At 68.8% G+C, this 22,598-nt stretch carries 18 protein-coding genes and 6 pseudogenes; 18 read left to right on the plus strand and 6 right to left on the minus strand.

Annotated elements, in window-relative coordinates; all coding sequences use genetic code 11:
* The first annotated feature begins 83 nt into the window (after positions 1–83).
* The 13 genes and pseudogenes from hutH (at position 84) to ACSJDS_RS12895 (ending at position 11,254) form a co-directional block, all read left to right on the plus strand.
* Positions 84–1,629, plus strand: a pseudogene (gene hutH, locus ACSJDS_RS12835) (histidine ammonia-lyase).
* 107 nt (positions 1,630–1,736) lie between these two features.
* A pseudogene (locus ACSJDS_RS12840) lies at positions 1,737–3,082 on the plus strand (Na+/H+ antiporter family protein).
* 150 nt (positions 3,083–3,232) lie between these two features.
* The gene (locus ACSJDS_RS12845; RefSeq protein ID WP_473033603.1) at positions 3,233–3,673 is read left to right on the plus strand and encodes a cation-transporting P-type ATPase; all 441 of its coding nucleotides are present in this window, start codon (positions 3,233–3,235) and stop codon (positions 3,671–3,673) included.
* Positions 3,607–5,421, plus strand: coding sequence for a cation-translocating P-type ATPase (locus tag ACSJDS_RS12850; RefSeq protein ID WP_473033604.1), 1,815 nt, complete (start codon positions 3,607–3,609; stop codon positions 5,419–5,421). Before ACSJDS_RS12845 ends, ACSJDS_RS12850 begins: the two co-directional genes overlap by 67 nt.
* 26 nt (positions 5,422–5,447) lie before the next feature.
* A pseudogene (locus ACSJDS_RS12855) lies at positions 5,448–5,858 on the plus strand (cation transporting ATPase C-terminal domain-containing protein); the annotation flags it as partial.
* Positions 5,859–6,009: 151 nt separating this feature from the next.
* Positions 6,010–6,501, plus strand: a complete 492-nt coding sequence (locus ACSJDS_RS12860; protein ID WP_473033605.1) for a Na+/H+ antiporter subunit E — start codon at positions 6,010–6,012, stop codon at positions 6,499–6,501.
* The gene (locus ACSJDS_RS12865) at positions 6,498–6,797 is read left to right on the plus strand and encodes an MrpF/PhaF family protein (protein ID WP_473033606.1); all 300 of its coding nucleotides are present in this window, start codon (positions 6,498–6,500) and stop codon (positions 6,795–6,797) included. Before ACSJDS_RS12860 ends, ACSJDS_RS12865 begins: the two co-directional genes overlap by 4 nt.
* A complete protein-coding gene (gene mnhG, locus ACSJDS_RS12870; protein WP_473033607.1) occupies positions 6,790–7,140 on the plus strand; it encodes a monovalent cation/H(+) antiporter subunit G in 351 nt (116 codons plus the stop codon). Before ACSJDS_RS12865 ends, mnhG begins: the two co-directional genes overlap by 8 nt.
* Positions 7,140–7,262 carry a hypothetical protein gene (locus ACSJDS_RS12875; RefSeq protein WP_473033608.1) on the plus strand — a complete coding sequence of 41 codons (123 nt, stop codon included), beginning with the start codon at positions 7,140–7,142 and terminating at the stop codon, positions 7,260–7,262. Before mnhG ends, ACSJDS_RS12875 begins: the two co-directional genes overlap by 1 nt.
* Entirely contained in the window at positions 7,244–8,062 is an 819-nt protein-coding gene (locus tag ACSJDS_RS12880) for an MnhB domain-containing protein (RefSeq protein WP_473033609.1), read from the plus strand. Before ACSJDS_RS12875 ends, ACSJDS_RS12880 begins: the two co-directional genes overlap by 19 nt.
* Entirely contained in the window at positions 8,059–8,343 is a 285-nt protein-coding gene (locus tag ACSJDS_RS12885) for an NADH-quinone oxidoreductase subunit K (RefSeq protein ID WP_473033610.1), read from the plus strand. Before ACSJDS_RS12880 ends, ACSJDS_RS12885 begins: the two co-directional genes overlap by 4 nt.
* Entirely contained in the window at positions 8,340–10,223 is a 1,884-nt protein-coding gene (locus tag ACSJDS_RS12890; RefSeq protein WP_473033611.1) for a complex I subunit 5 family protein, read from the plus strand. The genes ACSJDS_RS12885 and ACSJDS_RS12890 overlap by 4 nt, the downstream gene beginning before the upstream one ends.
* Positions 10,224–10,258: 35 nt before the next feature.
* Positions 10,259–11,254 carry a proton-conducting transporter transmembrane domain-containing protein gene (locus ACSJDS_RS12895; protein ID WP_473033612.1) on the plus strand — a complete coding sequence of 332 codons (996 nt, stop codon included), beginning with the start codon at positions 10,259–10,261 and terminating at the stop codon, positions 11,252–11,254.
* Here ACSJDS_RS12895 and ACSJDS_RS12900 read toward each other — a convergent pair.
* Genes ACSJDS_RS12900 through ACSJDS_RS12910 form a run of 3 tightly spaced genes read right to left on the minus strand, consistent with a single transcriptional unit; the run spans position 11,243 to position 13,445 of the window.
* A complete protein-coding gene (locus ACSJDS_RS12900; RefSeq protein WP_473033614.1) occupies positions 11,243–11,965 on the minus strand; it encodes an ATP-dependent helicase C-terminal domain-containing protein in 723 nt (240 codons plus the stop codon). The genes ACSJDS_RS12895 and ACSJDS_RS12900 overlap by 12 nt on opposite strands.
* The gene (locus ACSJDS_RS12905) at positions 11,884–12,453 is read right to left on the minus strand and encodes a hypothetical protein (protein WP_473033615.1); all 570 of its coding nucleotides are present in this window, start codon (positions 12,451–12,453) and stop codon (positions 11,884–11,886) included. The genes ACSJDS_RS12900 and ACSJDS_RS12905 overlap by 82 nt, the downstream gene beginning before the upstream one ends.
* Before the next feature lie 53 nt (positions 12,454–12,506).
* The gene (locus tag ACSJDS_RS12910; RefSeq protein WP_473033616.1) at positions 12,507–13,445 is read right to left on the minus strand and encodes a helicase-related protein; all 939 of its coding nucleotides are present in this window, start codon (positions 13,443–13,445) and stop codon (positions 12,507–12,509) included.
* 351 nt (positions 13,446–13,796) lie between these two features.
* On the opposite strand from ACSJDS_RS12910, the gene ACSJDS_RS12915 reads away from it, so the two are divergent.
* Positions 13,797–14,831 (plus strand): ArsJ-associated glyceraldehyde-3-phosphate dehydrogenase, encoded by a 1,035-nt coding sequence (locus ACSJDS_RS12915; protein ID WP_473033618.1) that lies wholly within the window; start codon positions 13,797–13,799, stop codon positions 14,829–14,831.
* A pseudogene (arsJ, locus tag ACSJDS_RS12920) lies at positions 14,828–16,028 on the plus strand (organoarsenical effux MFS transporter ArsJ). Before ACSJDS_RS12915 ends, arsJ begins: the two are co-directional and overlap by 4 nt.
* Positions 16,029–16,031: 3 nt before the next feature.
* Here arsJ and ACSJDS_RS12925 read toward each other — a convergent pair.
* Genes ACSJDS_RS12925 through ACSJDS_RS12935 form a run of 3 tightly spaced genes read right to left on the minus strand, consistent with a single transcriptional unit; the run spans position 16,032 to position 17,225 of the window.
* Complete coding sequence (locus ACSJDS_RS12925; protein WP_473033619.1) at positions 16,032–16,337, minus strand: type II toxin-antitoxin system RelE/ParE family toxin; 306 nt, start codon at positions 16,335–16,337, stop codon at positions 16,032–16,034.
* Entirely contained in the window at positions 16,322–16,510 is a 189-nt protein-coding gene (locus tag ACSJDS_RS12930) for a hypothetical protein (RefSeq protein WP_473033620.1), read from the minus strand. Before ACSJDS_RS12930 ends, ACSJDS_RS12925 begins: the two co-directional genes overlap by 16 nt.
* A gap of 37 nt (positions 16,511–16,547) precedes the next feature.
* A complete protein-coding gene (locus tag ACSJDS_RS12935; RefSeq protein ID WP_473033621.1) occupies positions 16,548–17,225 on the minus strand; it encodes a TetR family transcriptional regulator C-terminal domain-containing protein in 678 nt (225 codons plus the stop codon).
* A gap of 269 nt (positions 17,226–17,494) precedes the next feature.
* Between ACSJDS_RS12935 and xdhA the strand changes: the two genes are divergently transcribed.
* From xdhA to xdhC, 3 genes and pseudogenes are all read left to right on the plus strand, one after another.
* Positions 17,495–18,952: a xanthine dehydrogenase small subunit gene (xdhA, locus tag ACSJDS_RS12940; protein WP_473033622.1), complete on the plus strand. Its 1,458-nt coding sequence runs from the start codon at positions 17,495–17,497 to the stop codon at positions 18,950–18,952.
* Positions 18,936–21,417 (plus strand): annotated as a pseudogene (gene xdhB, locus ACSJDS_RS12945) (xanthine dehydrogenase molybdopterin binding subunit). Before xdhA ends, xdhB begins: the two are co-directional and overlap by 17 nt.
* A pseudogene (gene xdhC / locus ACSJDS_RS12950) lies at positions 21,417–22,294 on the plus strand (xanthine dehydrogenase accessory protein XdhC). The pseudogenes xdhB and xdhC overlap by 1 nt, the downstream one beginning before the upstream one ends.
* The last annotated feature ends 304 nt before the right edge of the window (positions 22,295–22,598 follow it).

Genomic DNA, 22,598 nt, shown 5'->3' on the forward strand with positions numbered 1-22,598 from the left:
CCTCCTCGCAGGTCTGCCCCCGGAACAGCTCCGATCCAGCGAGGTGCTGAAACACGCCCATGTGGCAAACAGGAATCCCAGTCATGACCCATCTCGATATCCAACCCGGCAAGATGACCCTGGCCCAGGCGCGCCGGGTCTATGAAGCCCCCTCCAGGTCAGCCTACCGGCCAGCGCCGACGCCGCCATCCAGCGCAGCGTCGACTGCGTCAACCGCGTCGTTGACGAAAACCGCACCGTCTACGGCATCAACACCGGCTTTGGCCTGCTGGCCCAGACCCGCATCGCCAACGACGAATTGGAAGACCTGCAGCGCTCCCTGGTGCTCTCCCACTCCACCGGGGTCGGCGAGCCCATGGACGACGCCCTGGTGCGCCTGATCATGGTGCTCAAGGTCAACAGCCTGGCCCGCGGCTTCTCCGGCATCCGCCGCGAGGTGCTCGATGCCCTGATCGCCATGATCAACGCCGAGGTCTACCCCCATATTCCCCTCAAGGGCTCGGTGGGCGCCTCCGGCGACCTGGCCCCGCTCGCCCATATGAGCGTGGTGCTGCTCGGCGAGGGCAAGGCCCGCCATAAAGGCGAGTGGCTGCCCGCCCGGGAGGCCCTGGCGATCGCTGGGCTCGAACCCCTGAACCTCGCCCCCAAGGAGGGCCTGGCACTGCTCAACGGCACCCAGGTCTCCACCGCCTATGCCCTGCGCGGCCTGTTCGAGGCGGAGGACCTCTACGCCGCCGCCACCGTCTGCGGCGCCCTCACCGTGGAGGCCACCCTCGGCTCCCGCTCCCCCTTCGATGCGCGCATCCACGAGGTGCGCGGCCAGCGCGGCCAGATCGATGCCGCCGCCGCCTATCGCCACCTGCTCGGCGAACGCAGCGCCATCGGTGACTCCCACGCTCAGTGCGACCGGGTGCAGGACCCCTACTCCCTGCGCTGCCAGCCCCAGGTGATGGGCGCCGTCCTGACCCAGCTGCGCCAGGCCGCCGAGGTGCTGGCCGTCGAGGTCAATGCCGTCTCCGACAATCCGCTCGTCTTCGTGGACGGCGACGACATCATCTCCGGCGGCAACTTCCACGCCGAGCCGGTGGCCATGGCGGCGGACAACCTCGCGCTGGCCATCGCCGAGATCGGCTCGCTCACCGAACGGCGCGTCTCGCTGATGATGGACAAGCACATGTCCCAGCTGCCCCCTTCCTGGTGGAGAAGGGCGGGGTCAACTCCGGCTTTATGATCGCCCAGGTCACGGCGGCGGCGCTCGCCAGCGAAAATAAGGCCCTGGCCCATCCCCACAGCGTCGACAGCCTGCCCACCTCCGCCAACCAGGAAGACCATGTCTCCATGGCCCCGGCCGCCGGCAAGCGGCTCTGGGAGATGGCCGCCAACGTGCGTGGCATCGTCGCCATCGAGTGGCTGGCCGCCTGCCAGGGGCTGGACCTGCGCACCGACGGCAACGGCCGGCGCCTCACCACCTCCGAGGCACTGGAACAGACCCGCGCCCTGCTGCGCGAGCGGGTCGGCCACTACGAGCGAGATCGCTTCTTCGCCCCGGATATCGAAGTCGCCACCGCGCTGCTCGAAGCACGCCGCCTGAGCGAGGCGATGCCCGCCGGCCTGCTGCCGAGCGACTGACCGCCGGATCGACCTGCCATGCCGCGCCGGGGAGCCCATTCGCTCCCCGGCGGGGCACCGGCGCCCTCCTCTCACCGCTACATCCAACGACAAGAGTAAATCACCACATGAATGCCATCGTTCTCGCCATTCTAGTGATGGTCGGCCTGAGCCTGGCGCGAGTCTCCGTGGTCTTCGCCCTGATCGCCGCCACCCTGGTGGGCGGCCTCTATGCGGGCATGCCGCTGGACGAGATTCTCGACGCCTTCAACGACGGTCTGGGCAACGGCGCCACCATCGCCCTCTCCTATGCGGTACTGGGCGCCTTCGCCGTGGCCCTGTCGCGCTCGGGGATCACCGAGCTGCTGGCCAATCGCGCCATCCGCCGCTTCCATGTCGACGAGTCGGGCAGCAGTCGCCGTATGGTCACCTACACCCTGCTGGCGGCGCTGCTGGCTGCGGCGGTGAGCTCCCAGAACCTGATTCCGGTGCATATCGCCTTCATTCCGGTGCTGGTGCCGCCGCTGCTCAAGCTGATGAATCATCTGCGTCTCGACCGGCGCCTCGCGGCCTGCGTGATCACCTTCGGCATCACCGCGCCCTATATGCTGCTGCCGGTGGGCTTCGGCGCTATCTTCCTCAACGACATCCTGCTGGCCAACCTCAACGAGAGCGGTGCCGAGCTAGGGCTGGAGGTAACCCGTCAGATGGTGCCCATGGCCATGGTCATCCCCATCGGCGGCATGGCGCTGGGCCTCGCCGTGGCGGTGCTGTTCAGTTACCGCAAGGGGCGCGACTACGAGGACCGCGACCTCGCCCACGGCGACGAGACGCCGGCGGAGGCCGCTCGCCACCTGGCCGGCTGGCAGAAAGCGGTGCTGGGGGTGGCCCTGGTAGGAACCGTGGCGGTACAGCTCTACACCGGCTCCATGGTGCTGGGGGAATCTTCGGCTTCGCGGTGCTGTCGCTAAGCGGTGTCTTCCGCTGGCACGAGCAGGACGGCATCTTCACCGAGGGCATGCGCATGATGGCCCTGGTAGGCTTCATCATGATCTCGGCGGCGGGCTTTGCCAGTGTGATGCAGGCCAGCGGCGAGGTGAGCGGCCTTGTGCAGAGCTCGGCGGAGCTGATCGGCGATAACAAGGGACTGGCGGCACTGATCATGCTGCTGGTGGGCCTCTTCATCACCATGGGCATCGGCTCGTCGTTCTCGACCATCCCGATCATCGCCTCCCTCTATGTGCCCTTGGCGCTTAGCTTCGGCTTCTCCCCCATGGCCACCGTCGCCCTCGTGGGTACCGCCGCCGCCCTGGGCGACGCCGGCTCGCCCGCCTCGGATTCGACGCTCGGCCCCACCGCCGGCCTCAACGCCGACGGCCAGCACGACCATATTTGGGACAGCGTGGTGCCGACCTTTCTGCACTACAATATCCCGTTGATCGCCTTCGGCTGGGTCGCCGCCATGATCCTGTGAGATAGCGACCGCCTCCTGGCTCGGGCGCAAAAGACAACGCCGGCTGAAGGTGTTGGCAAGCAGACCTTGCCCTGAATCACCGCAGTGCAGCATAGTCTATGCTACACCTTCAGCCACCCGTTGCTGAACGCCCCATGTCGGAGGAAAAGGATGCCCGAAGATCGCGAGCCCCAACGCACTGCCTGGCATGCGCTGCCCGGTGAAAGCGCCCTGGAGAGACTCGATAGCTCCCCCGAGGGGCTGTCCAACGACGAGGCGCAGTCCCGTCTGCAGCGGTATGGCCCCAACCGCCTGCAGCAGGCCCAGGGCCGTCCCTGGTGGCGGCGGTTGCTGGAGCAGTTCAACAACATCCTGATGATGATCCTGATCGTGGCGGCCGCGGCCAGTCTGGTGCTCGGCCACACCCTCGACGCCTTCGCCATTCTTGGTGTGGTGATCATCATCGCCCTGATCGGCTTCATTCAGGAAGGCAAAGCCGAGCAAGCGCTGGAAAGCATCCGTAATCTCCTCTCGCCCAGGCCAATGTGCTGCGCGACGGCAAGCGCCGTACGCTGCCGGCCGAGGAGCTGGTCCCCGGCGATATCGTCTTGATCGAGAGCGGCGACCGAGTCCCCGCCGACCTGCGGCTCATCGAAGCCAAGCGGCTGCGTACCGAAGAGGCCGCGCTCACCGGCGAATCGACTCCCGTGGACAAGGACTGCAAAGCCGTGGATGACGATGCCGACCTTGGCGATCGTCACGGCATGGCCTACGCCAGTACCATCGTGGTTCAGGGCAACGCCCGCGGCTTGGTAGTGGAGACCGGGACTCGCAGCGAGATCGGACGTATCTCCGAGATGCTTCGCGGCGTGGAGCAGCTCAAGACACCGCTGCTGCAGCAGCTCGACCGGGCCGGCCGGGTACTGGCCGCCTTCATTCTCGGGGCCGCCGCCATCACCGGGGCCTTCGGCGCCCTGGTGCACGGCCAGCCGCTGGGCGAGATGTTCATGGCCGCAGTGGGATTGGCAGTAGCTGCCATCCCCGAAGGCCTGCCGGCCATCGTCACCATCACCCTCGCGCTTGGCGTGCAGGTGATGGCGAAACGCAACGCCATCATTCGGCGCCTCCCAGCGGTGGAGACCCTGGGCTCGATTTCGACGATCTTTTCCGACAAGACCGGCACCCTGACCCGCAACGAGATGACCGCCCAGGCGATCTGGCTACCCGATGGAGAGTGCCGGCTCTCCGGTATCGGCTTCGCTCCGGAAGGCGAGCTGCGCGCCGCACCCAGCGATCCGGAAAGCGACGCCAATGGCGAGCCGCTACGCCTCGATGATCACCCAGCGCTGGCCCACTTCCTCAAGGTCGGCGTGCTCTGCAACGACGCCGACCTGGCCAAGGAAGAAGGGAACTGGACCATCCACGGCGACCCCACCGAAGGCGCCCTGGTGGTGGCCGCTGCCAAGGCCGGGCTCGAGACCGCCGAGCTACGAGAGGCCCATCCGCGCCGGGATGCGATCCCCTTCGAATCCGAGCGAAAGTACATGGCCACTCTCAACGAGCTCGATGGTGAAGCTCGCCTGCTGGTCGAGGGACCCGACCGCCTGCTCGAAATGTGCCAGTCGGTGCGCGGTGACAACGGCGATACCGAACTGGATCACGAGACCTGGGAGGCACGCATCCACGATCTTTCCTCCCGGGGGCTGCGGGTGCTCGCCCTGGCGGAGAAGGACCTCGGCGACATCGGCGGCGAGCTGGACGACGCCCACGCCGAGGAGGGCCTGGTGCTGCTGGGCCTGGTGGGACTGCTCGACCCGCCCCGCGACGAGGCCATCGAGGCGGTGACCCAGTGCCTGGGGGCGGGCATTCGCCCGGTGATGGTTACCGGCGATCACGCCGCCACTGCCTTGGCCATCGCCAAGCAGCTCGGCTTTTCCCAGACCGAGCGCGCCGTGACCGGACGCGAGCTGGAGGCCATGAGCGACGAGGAGCTCGAAGCCTGCATCCTGGAGGTGGACGTCTTCGCCCGCGCCGCCCCTGAGCACAAGCTGCGCCTGGTCAAGGCCATGCAGGCCCAGGGCGGCATCTGTGCCATGACCGGCGACGGGGTCAACGACGGACCGGCGCTGAAACGCGCCGACGTTGGGGTGGCCATGGGCATCCAGGGCACCGAGGCGGCCAAGGAGGCGGCCGAGATGGTGCTTGCCGACGACAATTTCGCCACCATCGAGGCCGCCGTCGAAGAGGGCCGCAAGGTCTACGACAACATCCGCAAGACCATTACCTTCATCCTGCCGACCAATGGCGGCCAGGGGCTCGCCATCATGCTGGCGGTGCTGGGGGTACCCTGCTGCCGGTGACGCCGCTACAGGCACTCTGGGTCAATATGGTGGTGGCGGTGACGCTCGGCCTCGCCCTGGCCTTCGAGGATGCCGAGTCCGACCTGATGCAGCGCCAGCCCCGCGACCCTTCGGCCGCCCTGCTGGATCTCTTCCTGCTATGGCGGGTGGTGTTTGTCTCTCTCCTGCTGCTGGCGGGCGTCTTTGCCATGTTCACCTGGATCCTGCTCTACCAGGAGGGCAGCGAGGAGCTGGCCCGCAGCGGCGCCGTGAACATGCTGGTCACGGGCAGCGCCGCCTACCTCATCAACAGCCGCTTCATGGTGGCAAGCTCGCTCTCGGTGAGGGGCATCTTCGGCAGCCGGCCGGTATGGATCGCCATCGCCCTGGTGCTCGCCCTGCAGCTCGCCTGGACCTACTTGCCGTTCATGCAGCTTATCTTCGGCAGCGATGCCCTGGGCCTCGACCACTGGCTGGTCATCCTCGCCGGCAGCGTGGCGATCTTCTTGATCGTGGAGGGGAAAAGTGGGTGCTGCGACGGCGAGACGCCGCCGATCGACCGGCCTCAGGCGATCGCAAGCGCGCCAGCACCGAAGCCTCGTGATGGTGATGGGTCGACAATGGACAGCCTGGGCCTGGCGCCTCGCCCTGTTAGCCCTGCTGTGGTGGGCACTGAGTGCCGGCGACCCACGCGCCTGGCGCTGGGGGCTGCCGGCCATCGTTGCCACGGCGCTGCTGATGCCGGCGCCCGGGGCCTGGCGCTGGCGGTTGCTGGTCGCCCTGACCTTCCTGCCCCAGGCCCTCATGCTCTCGCTGCGCGGGGGAATGCAGGTAGCTCGGCTGGCCTGCCGGGGACGCCTGGCGCTTGACACCAGAGTGATCGAATATCCCTGGCAGCAGCTTCCCGAGGGCCCGGCGCGACTGTTCATGGCCTCCCTGATCAACCTGGTGCCGGGCACCCTGACCCTGCGCCTGACCCAGGACGCCCTTCACGTCCACGTGCTTCACCACCATGACGACACATCACGGGCACTGGCACGGCTGGAGCAACGCATCGCCCGCCTCTATGGCGTCACCCCGCCCGATGGGGCCAAGCCATGATCTCCCAGCTCTACGTGGCCGGCGCCACCCTGCTGCTGATCAATGCCGGCGTCGGCATCTGGCGCATCTGGCGCGGCCCCACCAGCGCCGACCGAATGCTCGCCGCCGAGCTGATCAGCACCTCGGCCATCGCCGTGCTGCTCTTGCTCAGCACCGCCCTGGACCTGCCGGCGCTGGTCGATGTGGCGCTGCTCTTCGCCCTGCTGGCGGCCATCGCCACCGCCAACTTCGTCACCCGCACCTGGACCTTGCTCAGGGAGGACGGCAGTACCCGCGAGGAGGCTCGCCGTGACTGAGCCGCTGGCCTGGCTAAGCCCCGTGCTGGTGGCGCTCGGCGTGCTGTTCTTTGGCGCCGGCAGCCTCGGCCTGGTGCGCTTCCCCGATGTCTATGCCCGCCTTCATGCCCTGACCAAGGCCGATACCCTGGGCCTGGGTCTGATCTGCCTGGGCCTGGCCCTGCAGTCAGCCAGTCTCGCGGTGGCCGTGAAGTACCTGCTGATCTGGGTGCTGATGCTGGTGGCCTCCAGCGTCGGCGCCACCCTGATCGCCGCCACCGCGCTGGCCTGCGGCATCAGGCCGCGTACCGCGTCTCAGCCTGAAACCGAGCGGTCGGAGCCGCCGAGGCCATCGACACGGTGATGGTACTGAGCTGGGCCTTCGACCTGCTGCTGGCCGCCAGCCTGATCGGGCTGGCCTGGCAGACCCTGTTGGCCACCACCGCTTTGCGGCGGTGGTCAGCTTCATGGCTTTCGGCTTGCTGATGGCCCTGGTCTGGGTACGCCTGAGCGCCCCGGATATCGCCCTCGCCGAGGCTGCCATCGGGGCCGGCGTCACCGGCGCCCTGCTGCTCTCGGCCCTAGGCCGCTTGCCGGCGCTTGCGTGGCCTCACCCGACCCCGCCCCCCTGGCAGCGGCCGCTGCAATGGCTGGCCCTGGCCGCGGCCGGCCTATTCGTCGTCTGGCTGGGCTGGGTGGCCCATCGCCTGCCGCGCCCGGGCCTCGTCGAGGACGTCGCCAGTCAACTGGGGGCCACCGGCGTTAGCCATGAGGTCACTGCGTTGCTGCTCAACCTGCGCGGCCTGGACACCCTGCTGGAGGTGGCCGTGATGCTGACCGCGGTGGCGCTGGTCTGGTCGCTGGGGCCGGCGCTACGCCCCTTCGCTCCAGCCACCGCCCTGCCGGGCCTACCGGCACTGTCGCACCTGCTGCATCCGCTGTTCCTGCTGGTGCCTGCCTACCTGCTGTGGCGTGGCAGTCACGCCCCAGGAGGCGCCTTCCCCGCCGGGGCCGTGATGGGCGCTGGAGGGGTGCTGCTGCTTCTTGCCGACAGCGTGCCCTGGATGTACCAAGAGCGACACCAGTGGCGGCTGCGAACCCTCCTGGCCGCGGGCCTGGTGATGTTCCTCGCCGTAGCCCTAGGAGGACTGCTGATCACCGGCACCTTCTTCACCATCCCCACGCCCCTGGCCCCAACGCTTATCCTGGCCATCGAGGTGGCCACGGCGCTCTCCATTGCTCTGATGATGATGGCCTTCTATCTCTTCGGGGAGCCGGGACAATGACTCCCCTCTACGCCCTGCTGTCGGCCATTCTGTGCGTGATGGCCCTGGTCGGCCTATTCCGCTTTTCCGACCCGCTGCGTCGGGTGCTGGCCCTCAACGTGCTGGCCAGCGCCGTCTTCCTGCTGCTGGTGACCCTGGCTCAGAGTAACGAAGGAATCGACCCGGTTCCCCATGCCATGGTGCTGACCGGGATCGTGGTGGCAGTGAGCACCACTGCGGCAGCCCTGGCCCTGATCGTGCACGGCCAAGGGCAGCACCGCGACCCCGGGGAGTCGCCGTGACCGAGACGTTGAGCGCCTGGTCGCTGCCGCTGGTCGTGGTCATCCCGCTGACCCTGGCATTGACGGCCTTCCTGGGGCTTGCCAGCCCACGCCGTCAGGTGGCCCTGGGCCTGACGGCCATGCCGATCGCCCTGGCCATTGCCGCCCTCTCCCTGCTGCCAGACCTCCACAGCCACATCGCCCTGGGCGGATGGCATCCTCCGGTCGGTATCCTCTGGCAGCTCGACCCGCCGCGCGCCTTGATGCTGGGCATGACGGCGCTGGTGGTCGGTGCCGGCAGCCTGGCCCTGCTGCTCGAACGCGAGATCCGCAGCGATCGCTATCTCTGGAGCCTATGGTGGCTGCTATGGGGTGGGCTCAATGCCCTGCTGCTCTCCCGCGATCTTTTCAACCTCTACGTGACCCTGGAGCTGGTGGCGTTGGCGGCGGTGGGTCTGGTCGCCATGTCGCGAGACGACCCTCGGGGGCATGCCGCGCTACGCTATCTGCTCGCCTCGCTGCTCGCCTCACTGCTCTATCTCCTAGGTGTCGCCCTGCTCTACGGCCAGACCGCCCGCCTGGACATGACGCTGCTCGCCGAGGCCCTTGAGGACGGAGGCGCCGCGCGACTGGCGGCGGTCGCCATCAGCCTGGGACTCTTGATCAAGGCCGCCATGGTGCCGTTGCACGCCTGGCTCCCCGACGCCCATGCCCGCGCCCGACCGCCGGTCAGCGCCATGCTCTCAGCGGTGGTGGTCGCCGTGGCGCTGTTCGTGCTGTGGCAGCTGTGGCTTGGCCCGTTCGCCCACCTCCGGCTCCCCCTGGCGACGCTGTTGATGCTGCTGGGCAGCGCCGCGCTGGTGTGGGGCGGGCTACAGGCCCTGCTGCAGTCGCGCCTCAAGCGACTGATCGCCTGGTCCACCCTGTCACAGAGCGGTTACGCCCTGCTGCTGCTGGGATTCGCCGGCGACACCGGCTGGGCCAGCGGCAGTGACGCCCCCCTCCTAGCCACGCAGGGCGCGCTGCTGATGCTGCTGGCCCACGGCCTGGCCAAGGCGGCGCTGTTCCTGGCCGCCAGCGCCATCGCCGCCGCCCACGGACACGACCGCCTGGCCGGTCTGACCGGAAGTGCCACATCGCTGCCGCTGGCCTGGCTCGCCGTGGCATTGGCCGGGATCAGCCTGGTGGGCATCCCGCCTACCGGTGGCTTCATCGGCAAGTGGTGGCTGCTGCAGGCGGCCATCGCCCAGGATCAACCGGTGATCGCCCTGAGCCTGCTGCTGGGTACCCTGCTCACCGCCGCCTGGCTGTGCCGGCTGCTCGATCTGGCCCTGAGGCCGACCGCGTCACGATCGACGACGCCACCTCCCCCCTTTGCCAGCGACGGCCGGAATCCGCGTATCGTCCGGCTCTCCGCGCTGGGGCTGGGGCTCGCCCTGCTGGTCTGGCTGCTGGGCCCCGCCGCGCTGATGACCGGTGGCGCACCCCAGCTGGCGATGCCCTGGCCCGATCCTATGGGCCTGGCCTTCGTGCTGCCGGCGCTGGCGATCTGGCCCCTGGCAATCGCGTTTGCCGCCCGCAGCCACGCGCATATCCCGGCTCCCGGCCGACTGCTGTGGGTGCTGGCCGCGACGGCCGCGGCGCACGCGCTGACGCTCTTGGCCCAGGACCTGCTGAGTTTTTATCTCGGCGTTGCCCTGCTCGGCCTGCTCGGCTGGGCCCTGGTGCAGCACCACGGCACCCCACGGGCCAGGCTTGCCGGGGCGGGCTATCTCGCCATGATGCTGCTGGCGGAGGTGATCATGCTGATGGGCGTGGCACTCGTGGCCACCACCGCCCACGACCTGCGCTTCGCGGCGCTGGCGGCGAACGGCCTGCCCCGCTGGCACTGGCCTGTCTAGCGACGGGACTCGCCATCAAGGCCGGGGTGATCGGCGTGCATGCCTGGCTACCGCTGGCCCACCCAGTGGCGCCTCCCATGGCCAGCGCGCTGCTCTCGGGACTGATGATCAAGGCCGGCGTGCTGGGTGCGCTGCGCCTGCTGCCGGCCGCCGGGGAGATTGCCGCCTGGGGCCTGCCGCTGGTCGTGGCCGGTCTCGTAGGCGCCCTCTACGGCGCCCTTCGCGGGCTCCCCCAGGACGATCCCAAGACACTGCTGGCCTGGTCGAGCGTAAGTCAGATGGGGCTGATCACCGCGCTGATTGGATTGGCCCTGAGGGATGGTCCCGATGCCGACACCCTGAGCGTCCTGCTGCTGCTGGTGGCAGTCCACGCCCTCGCCAAGGCGGCGCTGTTCCTGGGTGCGGGCTTGCTGCCCCGAGCCCTGCCGGCCACTCGCCGCTGGGTGATTCTGGGCATGCTCCTGCCCGCTCTGACGCTGGCCGGCGTCCCGGTCACCGGCGGCGTGCTGATCAAGGCCGGGATGGATGCGGCGCTGACGGGCAGCGGCCTGCCCAGCTGGCCAATCACTCTCAGCGGCGTGGCCACCACCCTGCTGATGCTGCGGCTGTTCTGGCTGTTGCGTCGACAGCCAGCCACCGCGCTGGCGACGCCGCTGCCGCTCGGCCTGTGGCTCGGCTGGTGGGGGCTAGGCGCTGCCGCCGCCCTGCTGCCCTGGGCATGGCAGGCGGCGGCCGCCTTGACCGATGCCCCCGTCCAGTTGCTGGCCAAGGGCAGCGTGGCACCGCTGACGGCCCTGGCACTGGCTGCCCTGGTGCTGCCGGCAACACGCCTGCAGGCCCACCTTGCCGCCCGGCGAGCGGCCTATCACCGCCACCTTGGCCAGCGCCACCAGCGGCTGGCTCGCCAGCTACGCCTGCTGGGCTGGAAACTACGCCGCGCTGACGCCAGGCTGCTGCCCTGGCCCGCCTTCGGCATTAGCCTGGGGCTACTGGCGCTGGCCATGGGCGCGGTGAGCCTGTTACCCGCCTGAAGAGCGGCTGCCCCGCTTGGTGCGCGCAGTGGCCTGGGCGGTGGTGGGATCCTCAGGCCAGGGGTGCTTGGGGTAGCGGCCGCGCATCTCCTTGCGTACCTCCGGGTAGCCGCCCGCCCAGAAGCTCGAAAGGTCCGCGGTGACCTGCAGCGGGCGGCGTGCCGGCGAAAGCAGGTGCAGCAGCACCGCCTCGCGGCCGTCGGCGACGCGAGGCGAGGCCTGCCAGCCGAAGCACTCCTGCAGCTTCACCGCCAGCACCGGCGGCTTGCCCTCCCGGCAGGGCGCGTAGTCCACCCGGTGGCTGGCGCCGCTGGGCACCGGGAGTCGCGCCGGGGCCAGCTCGTCCAGGCGGGCGCGCAGGCGCCAGTCGAGGGTGTCGAGGAGCAGTCGCGCCAGGGGCAGGCGCTCCACGGCGTCGAGCCGGGTGATGCCGTCGAGGTGCGGTCCCAGCCACGCCTCGAGGCTCGCCAGCAGGGCCTCGTCGGACCAGTCGGGCCACGCCGCCTGTGCTTGCGACTCAACCTCCGAACCGAACGTTCGGCGCAGCAGCGCCACCCGCCCCTGCAGCTGGGTCAGGGCCTCATCCCGGGGCAGGCCGCGGCGGCGCAGCGCCTCGAGCAGCGCCGCCCTCACCGCCTCCGGGGGCAGCTTGGCCAGGGGCTTTCGCTCCAGCACCACCGCGCCCAGGCCACGCACCTGCTCGCCGAGCAAACGGCCCTCGGCGTCGGACCACTCGAGGCTCGCTCGCCACTGGCCGCACTCTGGATAGAGCGCCTCGAGCCGCTCCCGAGAGAGCCCCACGGCGCGGAAGATGCGCGCCCCGCTCGCCTCGCCGTCGAGCTCCACCGCCACCAGCAGCTCGGCGTGGGCCAGGGGGTGGCGGTCGGGCAGGGTCGCCAGGCCCCCGCCGGCCAGGCGAAAGCGGCCCGGGCGTCCAGGCGCTGGGCGATGCGCTCCGGATAGGCCAGCGCCAGCAGCTCGCCGAGCGGCGAAAGGCTCGCCACGTCCAGTGACACCCCCACAATGCGCGCCAGGCGTTTGGCGTCGTGCTGCCACTGGCGGTGCTCCCGGGGCTCGCGCAGCCGGCCCCGCAGCGCCTGCTCCAGGTCCCGCTCGTCGTCCGGGCCGCGCCCCTCCAGCAGCGCCACCAGGGCGCAGGCCAGCGGCAGCGCGTCGAGCCCTCGGGCGCGCTCCAGCATGGCCGCGAGACGCGGGTGGGTGGGCCAGCGACCCGCTCGCCGTCCCAGCTCGGTCAGGTGGTGCTCGGCATCCAGCAGCCCCAGGCGCCGGAGCAGCTCGCGCCCGGCGGAAAGCGCCGCGGCGGGGGCGGGGTGACCCAGGCGAGGCTACCCGGGTCGGTGACGCCCCAGCGCGCCAGCTCGAAGGCCAGCGGGGCGAGATCGGCCTGGCGGATCTCCGGCTCGCCGTGGGGGATGAGCGGCTGCTCCTCGGCCCAGAGACGCAGGCAGAGGCCGGGGCCCTGGCGGCCGGCACGGCCCCGGCGCTGGTCGGCGCTGGCGCGGTTGACCCGGCGCGTCGTCAGGCGGGTCAGGCCGCTTCTCGGCTGGAACACCGGCACCCGCTCCTGGCCGGCGTCCACCACCAGGCGCACGCCGTCCACGGTGACGCTGGACTCGGCGATGGCGGTGGCCAGCACCACCCGACGGCGGTCCTCGGGGTCGGGGCGCAGGGCCCGGCGCTGAGCCTCGAGGGGCAGGCGTCCATGAAGCTCCATGACGGCAAGCTCGGGCGAGCGGTGCGAGAGCTCCCGGGCCAGGCGGCGGATCTCCGCCACACCGGGGAGGATCACCAGGGCGTCGCCCTCCTGCTGCCCCATGGCGTCGAGCAGCGCCCGGGCCTGCTGGGGCGCGGCCTCCTCCCGGGCGTTGAGGGCGCGGTAGCGGGTCGCGACGGGAAAGGTACGCCCGGGGCAGTCGATCACCGGGGTGCCCTCCCCCAGCACGCCGAGCAGGGCCTCGACGTCCAGGGTCGCCGACATCACCAGCAGGCGCAGGTCGTCGCGCACCGACTGGGCGTCCAGGGCCAGCGCCAGGCCGAGGTCCGCCTCCAGGCTGCGCTCGTGGAACTCGTCGAAGAGGATGCCGGCCACCCCCTCCAGCAGCGGATCCTCCTGGAGCATGCGGGTGAGCACCCCCTGGGTGACCACCTCGAGGCGCGTGGCGGGCCCCACCCGGCTCTCCCCGCGCATCCGGTAGCCGACGGTCTCGCCGACCTTCTCCCCAAGCTTTCCGCCATAAAGCCGGCGGCGAGCCGCGCCGCCACCCGCCTGGGCTCCAGCAGCAGCAGCCGACCCTCGGCGGCCCAGGGAGCCTCGAGCAGCGCCAGGGGCACCCGGGTGGTCTTGCCGGCCCCGGGCTCGGCCACCAGCAACCCGCGGGAGTGGTCCGCCAGGGCGGCACCGATGGCGTCGAGCCTGGCCTCGATGGGCAGCGACGCTGTCATCGAACTGTCATCCTGTTTCATATACGATTCGCCATATATGCTCTTCCTGCCTTTTCCTGCGACACCCAAGGAGCCCCCCATGACGATACGCATCGGCATCAATGGCTTCGGCCGCATCGGCCGCCTGGCGCTGCGCGCCGGCTGGACGAACCCGGACCTCGCGTTCGTGCAGATCAACGACCCGGGCGGCGACGCCGCCACCTTCGCCCACCTGCTGCAGTTCGACTCGGTGCACGGCCAGTGGACGGGCGGCGGCGATGATATCACGGCGGACGAGTCCTCCCTGACGGTGGCCGGCCGGCACATCGCCTTCACGTCACACCGCGAGATCGATGACACCGACTGGTCCGGCTGTGACGTGGTGATCGAGGCCTCCGGCAGGATCAAGACGCAAGAGAAGCTCCAGCGCTACCTGGACCAGGGAGTGAAGCGCGTGGTGGTGAGCGCCCCGGTGAAGGACGAGGGCGTGCTCAATCTGGTGATGGGCGTCAACGACCACCTGTTCGATCCGGCCAAGCACCGCATCGTCACGGCGGCGAGCTGCACCACCAACTGCCTGGCGCCGGTGGTCAAGGTGATCCACGAGACGCTCGGCATCCGCCACGGCTCCATGACCACCATCCACGACATCACCAATACGCAGACGATTCTGGATGCACCTCACAAGGATTTACGCCGGGCCCGAGCCTGCGGCATGAGCCTGATCCCGACCACCACCGGCTCCGCCAAGGCGATCACCGCCATCTTTCCGGAGCTGACCGGCAAGCTGAACGGCCACGCCGTGCGCGTGCCCCTGGCCAACGCCTCGCTCACCGACATGGTCTTCGAGGTCGCCCGCGAGACCACCGAGGAGGAGGTCAACGCCCTGCTGAAGGAGGCCGCCGAGGGCGAGCTCGCCGGGATCCTCGGCTATGAAGCGCGCCCGCTGGTCTCCATCGACTATCGCACCGACCCGCGCAGCGCCATCGTCGATTCCCTCTCCACCATGGTGGTGGCCGGCACCCAGGTGAAGCTCTACGCCTGGTACGACAACGAGTACGGCTACGCCTGCCGCACCGCGGAGCTGGCCGCCAAGGTCGGCAAGGCCACCGGGGTTGAGAGCGGCAAGGAATGATCGCCCGCGTCGCCGCCCTGCCCCGGGAGATCCGCCAGTACCTGCTGGTCACCGGCAACTACTGGGCCTTCACCCTCACCGACGGCGCTCTGCGCATGCTGGTGGTGCTCTACTTCTATGGGCTCGGCTACTCGGCCCTGGAAGTGGCGCTGCTGTTTCTCTTCTACGAGTTCTTCGGGGTGGTGACCAACCTGGTGGGGGCTGGCTGGGGGCGCGCCTCGGGCTCAACCGCACCATGAACCTGGGGCTCGGCCTGCAGGTGGTGGCGCTTTCCATGCTGCTGGTGCCGATGGCCTGGCTCTCGGTGCCCTGGGTGATGGCCGCCCAGGCGCTCTCGGGCATCGCCAAGGACCTCAACAAGATGAGCGCTAAGAGCGCCATCAAGACCCTGGTGCCGGCCGGCGACGCCGGACACGCCTCGCTCTACCGCTGGGTGGCGCTGCTGACGGGCTCCAAGAACGCGCTGAAGGGGGTAGGCTTCTTCCTGGGGGGGCTGCTGCTGACCCTGATCGGCTTCCAGGGGGCGATACTCGCCATGGCGGTGATGCTGGCCGGGGTGCTGGCGCTCTCTCTCATGCGCCTGGACGGCGACCTGGGCCGCGCCAAGGCCAAGCCGAAGTTTCGCGAGATGCTCTCCAAGAGCCGCGCCATCAATATCCTCTCGGCGGCTCGGCTGTGTCTCTTCGGCGCCCGGGACGTCTGGTTCGTGGTGGCCTTGCCGGTCTTCCTGGCCACCCAGTTCGGCTGGGACAGCTGGCGGGTGGGGGCTTCCTGGCGCTCTGGGTGATCGGCTACGGGGCGGTGCAGGCCGCAGCCCCCAGGATCACCGGACGGAGCGCGGGACGCGGCGCCGCCATCGCCTGGGCCGCGGCGCTGGCCGCCCTGCCGGCGCTGATTGCTCTCCTCATGGAGGTTCAACCACACGTCGTACTGCTAGGAGGGCTCTTGCTCTTCGGCGCGGTCTTCGCGGTGAACTCCAGCCTGCACAGTTTCCTGATCGTGAAGCTGGCCAGAAGCGACGGGGTCTCCCTGGACGTGGGCTTCTACTACATGGCCAACGCCATGGGCCGGCTGATCGGCACCCTGCTCTCCGGCTGGCTCTACATGACCGGCGGCCTCACCGCCACGCTGTGGGTGTCGAGTGCGATGCTCGCGGCGACGGTGGCGATCAGCCTGTCGCTGCCGAGGGAGGCTTGAAGCCTATTGAGGGAAGCGCTCTGTATTTTCCAGCAGACGACGCCCATGGATGACGGCCAGAATCAGGATACGCTCAGCCTCCACGCGATAAATCAGGCGGTAGCTATAGACAAAGCGCTCACGAATATTCGCCTCACCAAGCTCGGGCACGACTCTGCCTAGCTCAGGAAACGCCCCTAGCGCCCGAGCCGTATCCACCAACTTGGTTACGACAGCCCGTGCATAGAAGGCCGAATCTCGCTCGATATACTCAGCGATGAGTGCCAGATCCTCGAGCGCTTCTGGTGACCAGGCTAGCGGTCGAGCCACTTTGCCAGCTTCCTCTCGACCTGTTCTTGGCTCAGAGCCCCCTCGGTCTCGGCGCGCTGACTGCCTCGCTGTACTTTTTCTACGACGTAGAGATGGTACTGGATATCTTCCATCGTACAGTCCTCGGGAAGGGACTCGAGCAGTTGCCGCACATCGTCCTTTGCCGTATTCATGGCTTCACCTTTTCAACATGCGCCTGACAACACTCTATCATGCCCCGCTCCCAGGCGGTCTCACCCCGCACCCCTTGAGGATCACCTGGGTCAGGAAGGCGGTGATCTGTTCCACGTCGCGGTCGGTCAGCGCCTCCTTGCCGGTAATCCCCAGCACCTGGGCCTCGAAGTCGGCATAGTGCTGGGTGGCGGACCAGATCAAAAAGATCAGCCACACCGGATCTACCGGGTCCATCAGGCCGCGCTCAGCCCACTGCTCGAAGATACGCGCGCGCTCTTCCACCCAGGCACGTAGCTCACCGCTCAGATACTCCTGCAGAAAAGGCGCACCGCCGAGAATCTCGGCGGCGAACAGCCGGGAGCCTTCCGGGTGGCGCCGCGACAGCTCCATCTTGCTACGAATAAAGGCCTCGAGCACCTCGGCGGGATCGTCCTCCACGCTGATGTCGTCGAGCAGCGCATTCCAGCGCGCCATCATGCGCTCCAGCAGCCGCACGTAGAGGCCCCGCTTGCTGCCCATGTAGTAGAGCACATTGGACTTCGGCAGCCCCGCCGCTTCGGCAATGGCCTGCACGCTGGCCCCACGGTAGCCGTGCCGAGCGAACACCCGCTCGGCGGCGGCGAGAATCTCGCGCTCATTGCGCTCACGGGTGGCACCGTTGCTGACACTCACGATTCGCGTACGCGGTTTCTCTGGGCTTGGCGTTTGTGGCATCGACAGGCTCCCCACCCTAAGTTTCGGAATGCAAAGAGTGCCCCAGCCCGCTTCGGCCTGCAAATTCTCCAATAGCCCACTTGTCACCACGCGACCCCCAGTGACGGCCCCCACCCCCGGGAAGAACGGATTTTTGCCGCGACCGACCGACCGAGACTTGCAAAGCGCGACAATCTGTCCGATGCTGAAAGCATCCTGACCACATGGTCAACAAGCTGACAGCTTGCGCGATCCCCTAACAACATCAACAGCCAACTCGAGACACGGCGATGATCAACTTCAAGCTCAACGGGCAGCCGCAGCAATGCAGCGTCACGCCCGACACCAGCGTGTTGGAGCTGCTGCGCGATACCCTCGGCAGCACCGGCACCAAGGAGGGCTGCGCCTCAGGCGACTGCGGTGCCTGTACCGTGGCTATCGGTGAACCGGGTCCTGACGGTCAGCTGCACTATCACAGCGCCAATGCCTGTATCACCCCTGCCCACCAGCTCAACGGCCGCCATTTGGTCACGGTGGACGGACTGGCCCAAGGCGAGGCCCTCCACCCGGCCCAGGCGGCCATGGTCGATTGCCACGCCAGCCAGTGCGGCTTCTGCACGCCGGGGATCGTGATGTCGCTGTTCACCCTTCACGAGGAGCAGCGACATCGCCCGGCGCCGCTGACTCCCGAGCGCCTGGAAGCCGCGCTGGGCGGCAACCTGTGCCGCTGCACCGGCTATCGGCCGATCCGCGATGCCGCACTCTCCATGAGCGACCATCCCCATCAGCGCCCCGACTGGTTGGATCTGGCGACCGACGCCACCGCCCCCAAGGCAACCGACGACAACGACACCGCCTTTGCGCAGCCCGCCACCCTGGCCGAGCTGGTTGAGGACCGCCGTCGCTACCCCGATGCCCCGCTGGTGGCCGGCGGCACCGATCTTTGGCTGGAGGTGACGCAACGACTGAAGCGCTTCGCACATCTCATCGATACCACCCGCGTTGCCGAACTCAACGCCATTGACGAGGCGACCCTGGAAGACGGCCGCCAGGGCTGGTGGGTCGGCGCTGCCGTGACCTATACCCGCCTCGAGCCCCTGCTGGCGCAACACCTCGAGCCTTTCGCCCACCTGCTGCATCGCCTGGGCTCGGCTCAGGTGCGCAACCGCGGCACGCTGGGCGGCAATATCGCCAACGCCTCGCCGATCGGCGACACCCCGCCGGTACTGTTGGCGCTGGGCTCGCGGCTGCGGCTAGCCGGCCCCGCGGGCGAGCGCGAGATCCCCCTGGAGGACTTCTTCCTCGACTACAAGCGGACCGCCCTGGGCGAAGGTGAAGTCATCCGCGCCGTGTTTCTGCCGCGGCTGGAAGAGGGACAAACCCTCAAGGTGTGGAAGCTGTCCAAGCGTAGAGAGGATGATATTTCGGCGGTACTCGGCGCCTTCAGCTGGAAGCGCGAGGCCGGCAAGATGCGCGACGTGCGCCTGGCCTTCGGCGGCATGGCCGCGACCCCCAAGCGCGCCGCGAGGGCAGAAGCCGCGCTGGAGGGACAGCCGCCCTCGCCGGCCGCTTTTCAGGCCGCCCGGCTGGCCCTGCAGCAGGACTTCCAGCCGATGTCCGATGTCCGCGGCAGCGCACACTATCGCCAGCTCTCCGCGGCCAACCTGCTGGAACGCCTGCGGCTGGTCATGAATCAGCAAGAAAGCCACTCTCCGGGGGAGGTCATGCTCCATGCGTACGCTCACTAAGCTCGACACAATGGCCGACGCCGACGTCAGCGCTGAATCCGCCAAGGCCCGGCAGGAGCAGGTAGGGCGCATCAAGGGCGACGGCCCCCTGGCCCGCGACACCCTCGCCACCGGGGCAGGCCCCCACGCCCGCGCCCACGAGAGCGCGGTCAAGCATGTCACCGGCCGCGCCGCCTACATCGATGACCTCAAGGCGCCGGCGGATACCCTCTACGTCGCCCTGGGACTTTCGCCGGTGGCCCACGGCCGGCTCAAGGGGCTGACCTCGACCGGGTACGGGCACTGCCCGGCGTGGTCGACGTCATCGCCATCGGCGAGGTGCCGGGCCACACGGATATCGGCCCGGTGTTCCCCGGCGATCCTATCTTCGTCGAGGACGAGATCAGCTACGCCGGTCAGGTGCTCTTCGCCGTGGCCGCCGAGAGCCAGCGCGCCGCCCGCGAGGCGACCAGCCCCGCCGTGATAGCCGAGATCGCCGAGATCGAGGAGGGCGCTCCCCGCCTGGATCCCGTGGCTGCCGCCGAGCGCGGGGAGTTCGTGCGCCCCACCCATGTGCAGCAGAGCGGCGACTGGGAGCAGGCACTGGCCGGTGCCGCCCATGTGGTCGAGTCCGAGCAGTTCGTCGGCGGCCAGGAGCACTTCTATCTGGAGGGCCAGGCCTGCCTGGTGCTGCCCAGCGAGGACGAAGGCGTCACGGTCTACACCTCCAACCAGCACCCTAGCGAGACTCAGAAATTGGTCGCCGAGGTGCTGGGTATCCCCTTCCACGCGGTGACCGTAGAAGTGCGCCGCATGGGCGGCGGCTTCGGCGGCAAGGAGACCCAGGCGTCGCCATGGGCGTGCATGGCCGCGCTGATCGCCCGCCGCACCGGACGCGGCGCCCGCGTCTGCCTGCCCCGCGCCGACGACATGCGCGTCACCGGCAAGCGCCACCCGTTCCACAACCGCTACCGCCTCGGGGTCGATGAACAAGGCGTGATCCAGGGCGGCGAGATCACCGTGATCGGCGACTGCGGCTACTCGCCGGACCTCTCGGATGCCATCGTCGACCGCGCCATGTTCCATAGCGACAACGCCTACTCGCTGGGCGAGGCGCGAGTCACCGGCCATCGCGCCCGCACCCATACGGCCTCCAACACCGCCTTCCGCGGCTTCGGCGGCCCCCAGGGGATGATGGTGATCGAAGCGGCGATGGACGACATCGCCCGACGCATCGGCGAGGACCCGCTTACAGTGCGTAAGCGCAACTTCTATCGCGCCGGCCGCCAGACCACCCATTATGGCCAGCAGGTGGATCAGATCGGCCTGCTGCATGAGCTCGTCGAGCGACTCGAAAGCAGCAGCGACTACTGGGCCCGTCGCCAGGCCATCACCGAGTTCAATGCGGGCAGCCCGATCGTCAAGCGCGGCCTGGCGCTGACCCCGGTGAAATTCGGCATCTCCTTCACCGCCAAGCACCTCAACCAGGCCGGCGCGCTGCTCCACGTCTATACCGACGGCAGCGTGATGATCAACCACGGCGGCACCGAGATGGGCCAAGGGCTGCACACCAAGATCTGTCAGGTAGTGGCCCGCGAGCTGGGACTCGACGTCGACGAGGTGCGCATCACCGCCACGCGCACCGACAAGGTGCCCAATACCTCGCCCACCGCGGCCTCAAGCGGTGCCGACCTCAACGGTCAGGCTGCCCGGGACGCCTGCGTGAAGCTCAAGCAGCGGCTGTTCGACTTCGCCCATACCCATCTGTACAAGAATCAAGGGCTCGACCGCGAGGCGATGCGCCTGGAAGCCGGTCACCTGGTGGCGGGCCACGGCGAGAGCGAGCGGCGCATTCCCTGGGGCGAACTGGTCCAGGAAGCCTATCTCAATCGCATCTCGCTCTCCGAGAAGGGGTTCTACGCCACCCCACTGATCCACTACGACCGCAACGTCGGTCAAGGTCGTCCCTTCTACTACTACGCCTTCGGCGCCGCGGCGGCGGAGGTCAGCGTCGACACCCTCACCGGCGAGTACCAGGTCGAGCGAGTCGATATTCTCCACGACGTGGGCGATTCGCTGAATCCGGCCATCGATATCGGCCAGGTGGAGGGGGCTTCATCCAGGGCATGGGCTGGCTGACCAGCGAGGAGCTGAAGTGGAACGAGGCCGGCCGGCTGATCTCCGACGGCCCGGCCACCTACAAGATCCCGACCTATGGCGATCTGCCGCCCGTGTTCAACGTTGCCCTGATGGAGGGTCACCCTAACTCCATGGCGAGTATCTACCGCTCCAAGGCGGTAGGCGAACCCCCTTTCATGCTCGGCATGGCAGTGTGGTCAGCGCTGCGCGATGCCCTGGCCAGCCTGGCCGACTATGCCGAGGCGCCGAGGCTCGACACCCCGGCGACGCCGGAGCGCGTCTTGCTCGCCGCCGAGGCGCTGCGCGCCAAGTACCACCCCTGGCCGCTGGAACAGGGGGACGCCTGATGGCTCCCGCGCACGACCCGGCCCGGCGCCCGGAGAGCTGGCACACCGCGCTGCACCGCCTGCAGCGCGACGGGCTGCCCCACGCCCTGGTCACCCAGGTGACCAGCGCTGGTTCCACGCCCCGGGAACCCGGGGCGCGGATGGTGATCACCGAGCATGCGGTCTTCGACACCCTGGGCGGTGGCACCTTCGAGTGGCAGGCCATCGCGCTGGCCCGCGGGCGCCTGGATCGAGGGGAAGGCGGCATGAGCCTGGAGGCCTTTCCCTGGGCGGGCGCAGCGGCCAGTGCTGCGGCGGCTTCGTCAACCTGCTGATCGAGGTCTTCCCCGGCAGCGCCTCGACCCTGGCGATCTTCGGCGCCGGGCACGTCGGCACCGAGCTAGTGCGCCTGGCCGCCCCGCTGCCCTGGCGGGTGCTGTGGCACGACAGTCGCGACGACGCCTTCCCGGAGTGGGCCGCCCAGCAGCCCCGGCTCGAGTGCCGGCCAAGCCCCGATCCCGAGGCTGCCGTGGCGGCACTGCCAGCGGGCAGCCATGCCCTCGTGCTGACCCACGACCACGCCGAGGATCGCGCCCTGGTCGACGCCCTGCTCAGGCGGGGCGATATGGCCTCCATCGGCCTGATCGGCTCGAAGAGCAAGTGGGCCAGCTTCCGGTCGCGGCTCACCGACGCCGGCCATGACGAGGCGGCCCTGGCTCAGGTGCGCTGCCCCATCGGCACGGCTTGCGGAGGTACCGGCGGCGACAAGACGCCCTACGCCATTGCACTGGCCACCCTGGCCGAGCTGCTGCCGCTGATGGGTCACGCCGAGCGCCCCGATCAGCGTGGTCTCGACCCGGCTGAGCTGCGCCAGGTGTTTGCCAAGAACTCCCCGTAGGAGCGCTCTTCAGAGCGCGATTGGCGCCGCAGGCGCCCGGTGGCCTCCACCTTCGCGCAGCAAGCTGCGCTCCTGGTATGGATTGACCTGTCAAGGGTTCGGTTGTCTCTGTCGTTTGTGATCATCCTCAATGCCTTCGGATCAGGAAGCGAGGGGCTATCAGCGACGGTGGATCTCTCTGGTATTCGTGGGTTGGGTACCGACCTGTCATCACTTCGTCGCGGAGCTGCCCTGGTCTACAAGCGAGGGTCACCCTGCCCCGGAGGGCGGGGGCCTCATAGGAGCGTCAGGGGTTCTCCCACCG

It is taken from the genome of Halomonas sp. SL18_1 (genome assembly GCF_055755715.1).

What these genes read in the sequence shown, in the direction of transcription:
- ACSJDS_RS12845 (WP_473033603.1), top strand. Translation starts at nt 3,233, where the DNA reads ATGCCCGAAGATCGCGAGCCCCAACGCACTGCCTGGCATGCGCTGCCC.
- ACSJDS_RS12860 (WP_473033605.1), top strand. Translation starts at nt 6,010, where the DNA reads ATGGGTCGACAATGGACAGCCTGGGCCTGGCGCCTCGCCCTGTTAGCC.
- ACSJDS_RS12865 (WP_473033606.1), top strand. Translation starts at nt 6,498, where the DNA reads ATGATCTCCCAGCTCTACGTGGCCGGCGCCACCCTGCTGCTGATCAAT.
- ACSJDS_RS12875 (WP_473033608.1), top strand. Translation starts at nt 7,140, where the DNA reads ATGGTACTGAGCTGGGCCTTCGACCTGCTGCTGGCCGCCAGCCTGATC.
- ACSJDS_RS12880 (WP_473033609.1), top strand. Translation starts at nt 7,244, where the DNA reads ATGGCTTTCGGCTTGCTGATGGCCCTGGTCTGGGTACGCCTGAGCGCC.
- ACSJDS_RS12885 (WP_473033610.1), top strand. Translation starts at nt 8,059, where the DNA reads ATGACTCCCCTCTACGCCCTGCTGTCGGCCATTCTGTGCGTGATGGCC.
- ACSJDS_RS12905 (WP_473033615.1), bottom strand. Translation starts at nt 12,453, where the DNA reads ATGCTGGAGCGCGCCCGAGGGCTCGACGCGCTGCCGCTGGCCTGCGCC.
- ACSJDS_RS12915 (WP_473033618.1), top strand. Translation starts at nt 13,797, where the DNA reads ATGACGATACGCATCGGCATCAATGGCTTCGGCCGCATCGGCCGCCTG.
- ACSJDS_RS12930 (WP_473033620.1), bottom strand. Translation starts at nt 16,510, where the DNA reads ATGAATACGGCAAAGGACGATGTGCGGCAACTGCTCGAGTCCCTTCCC.
- ACSJDS_RS12935 (WP_473033621.1), bottom strand. Translation starts at nt 17,225, where the DNA reads ATGCCACAAACGCCAAGCCCAGAGAAACCGCGTACGCGAATCGTGAGT.
- xdhA (WP_473033622.1), top strand. Translation starts at nt 17,495, where the DNA reads ATGATCAACTTCAAGCTCAACGGGCAGCCGCAGCAATGCAGCGTCACG.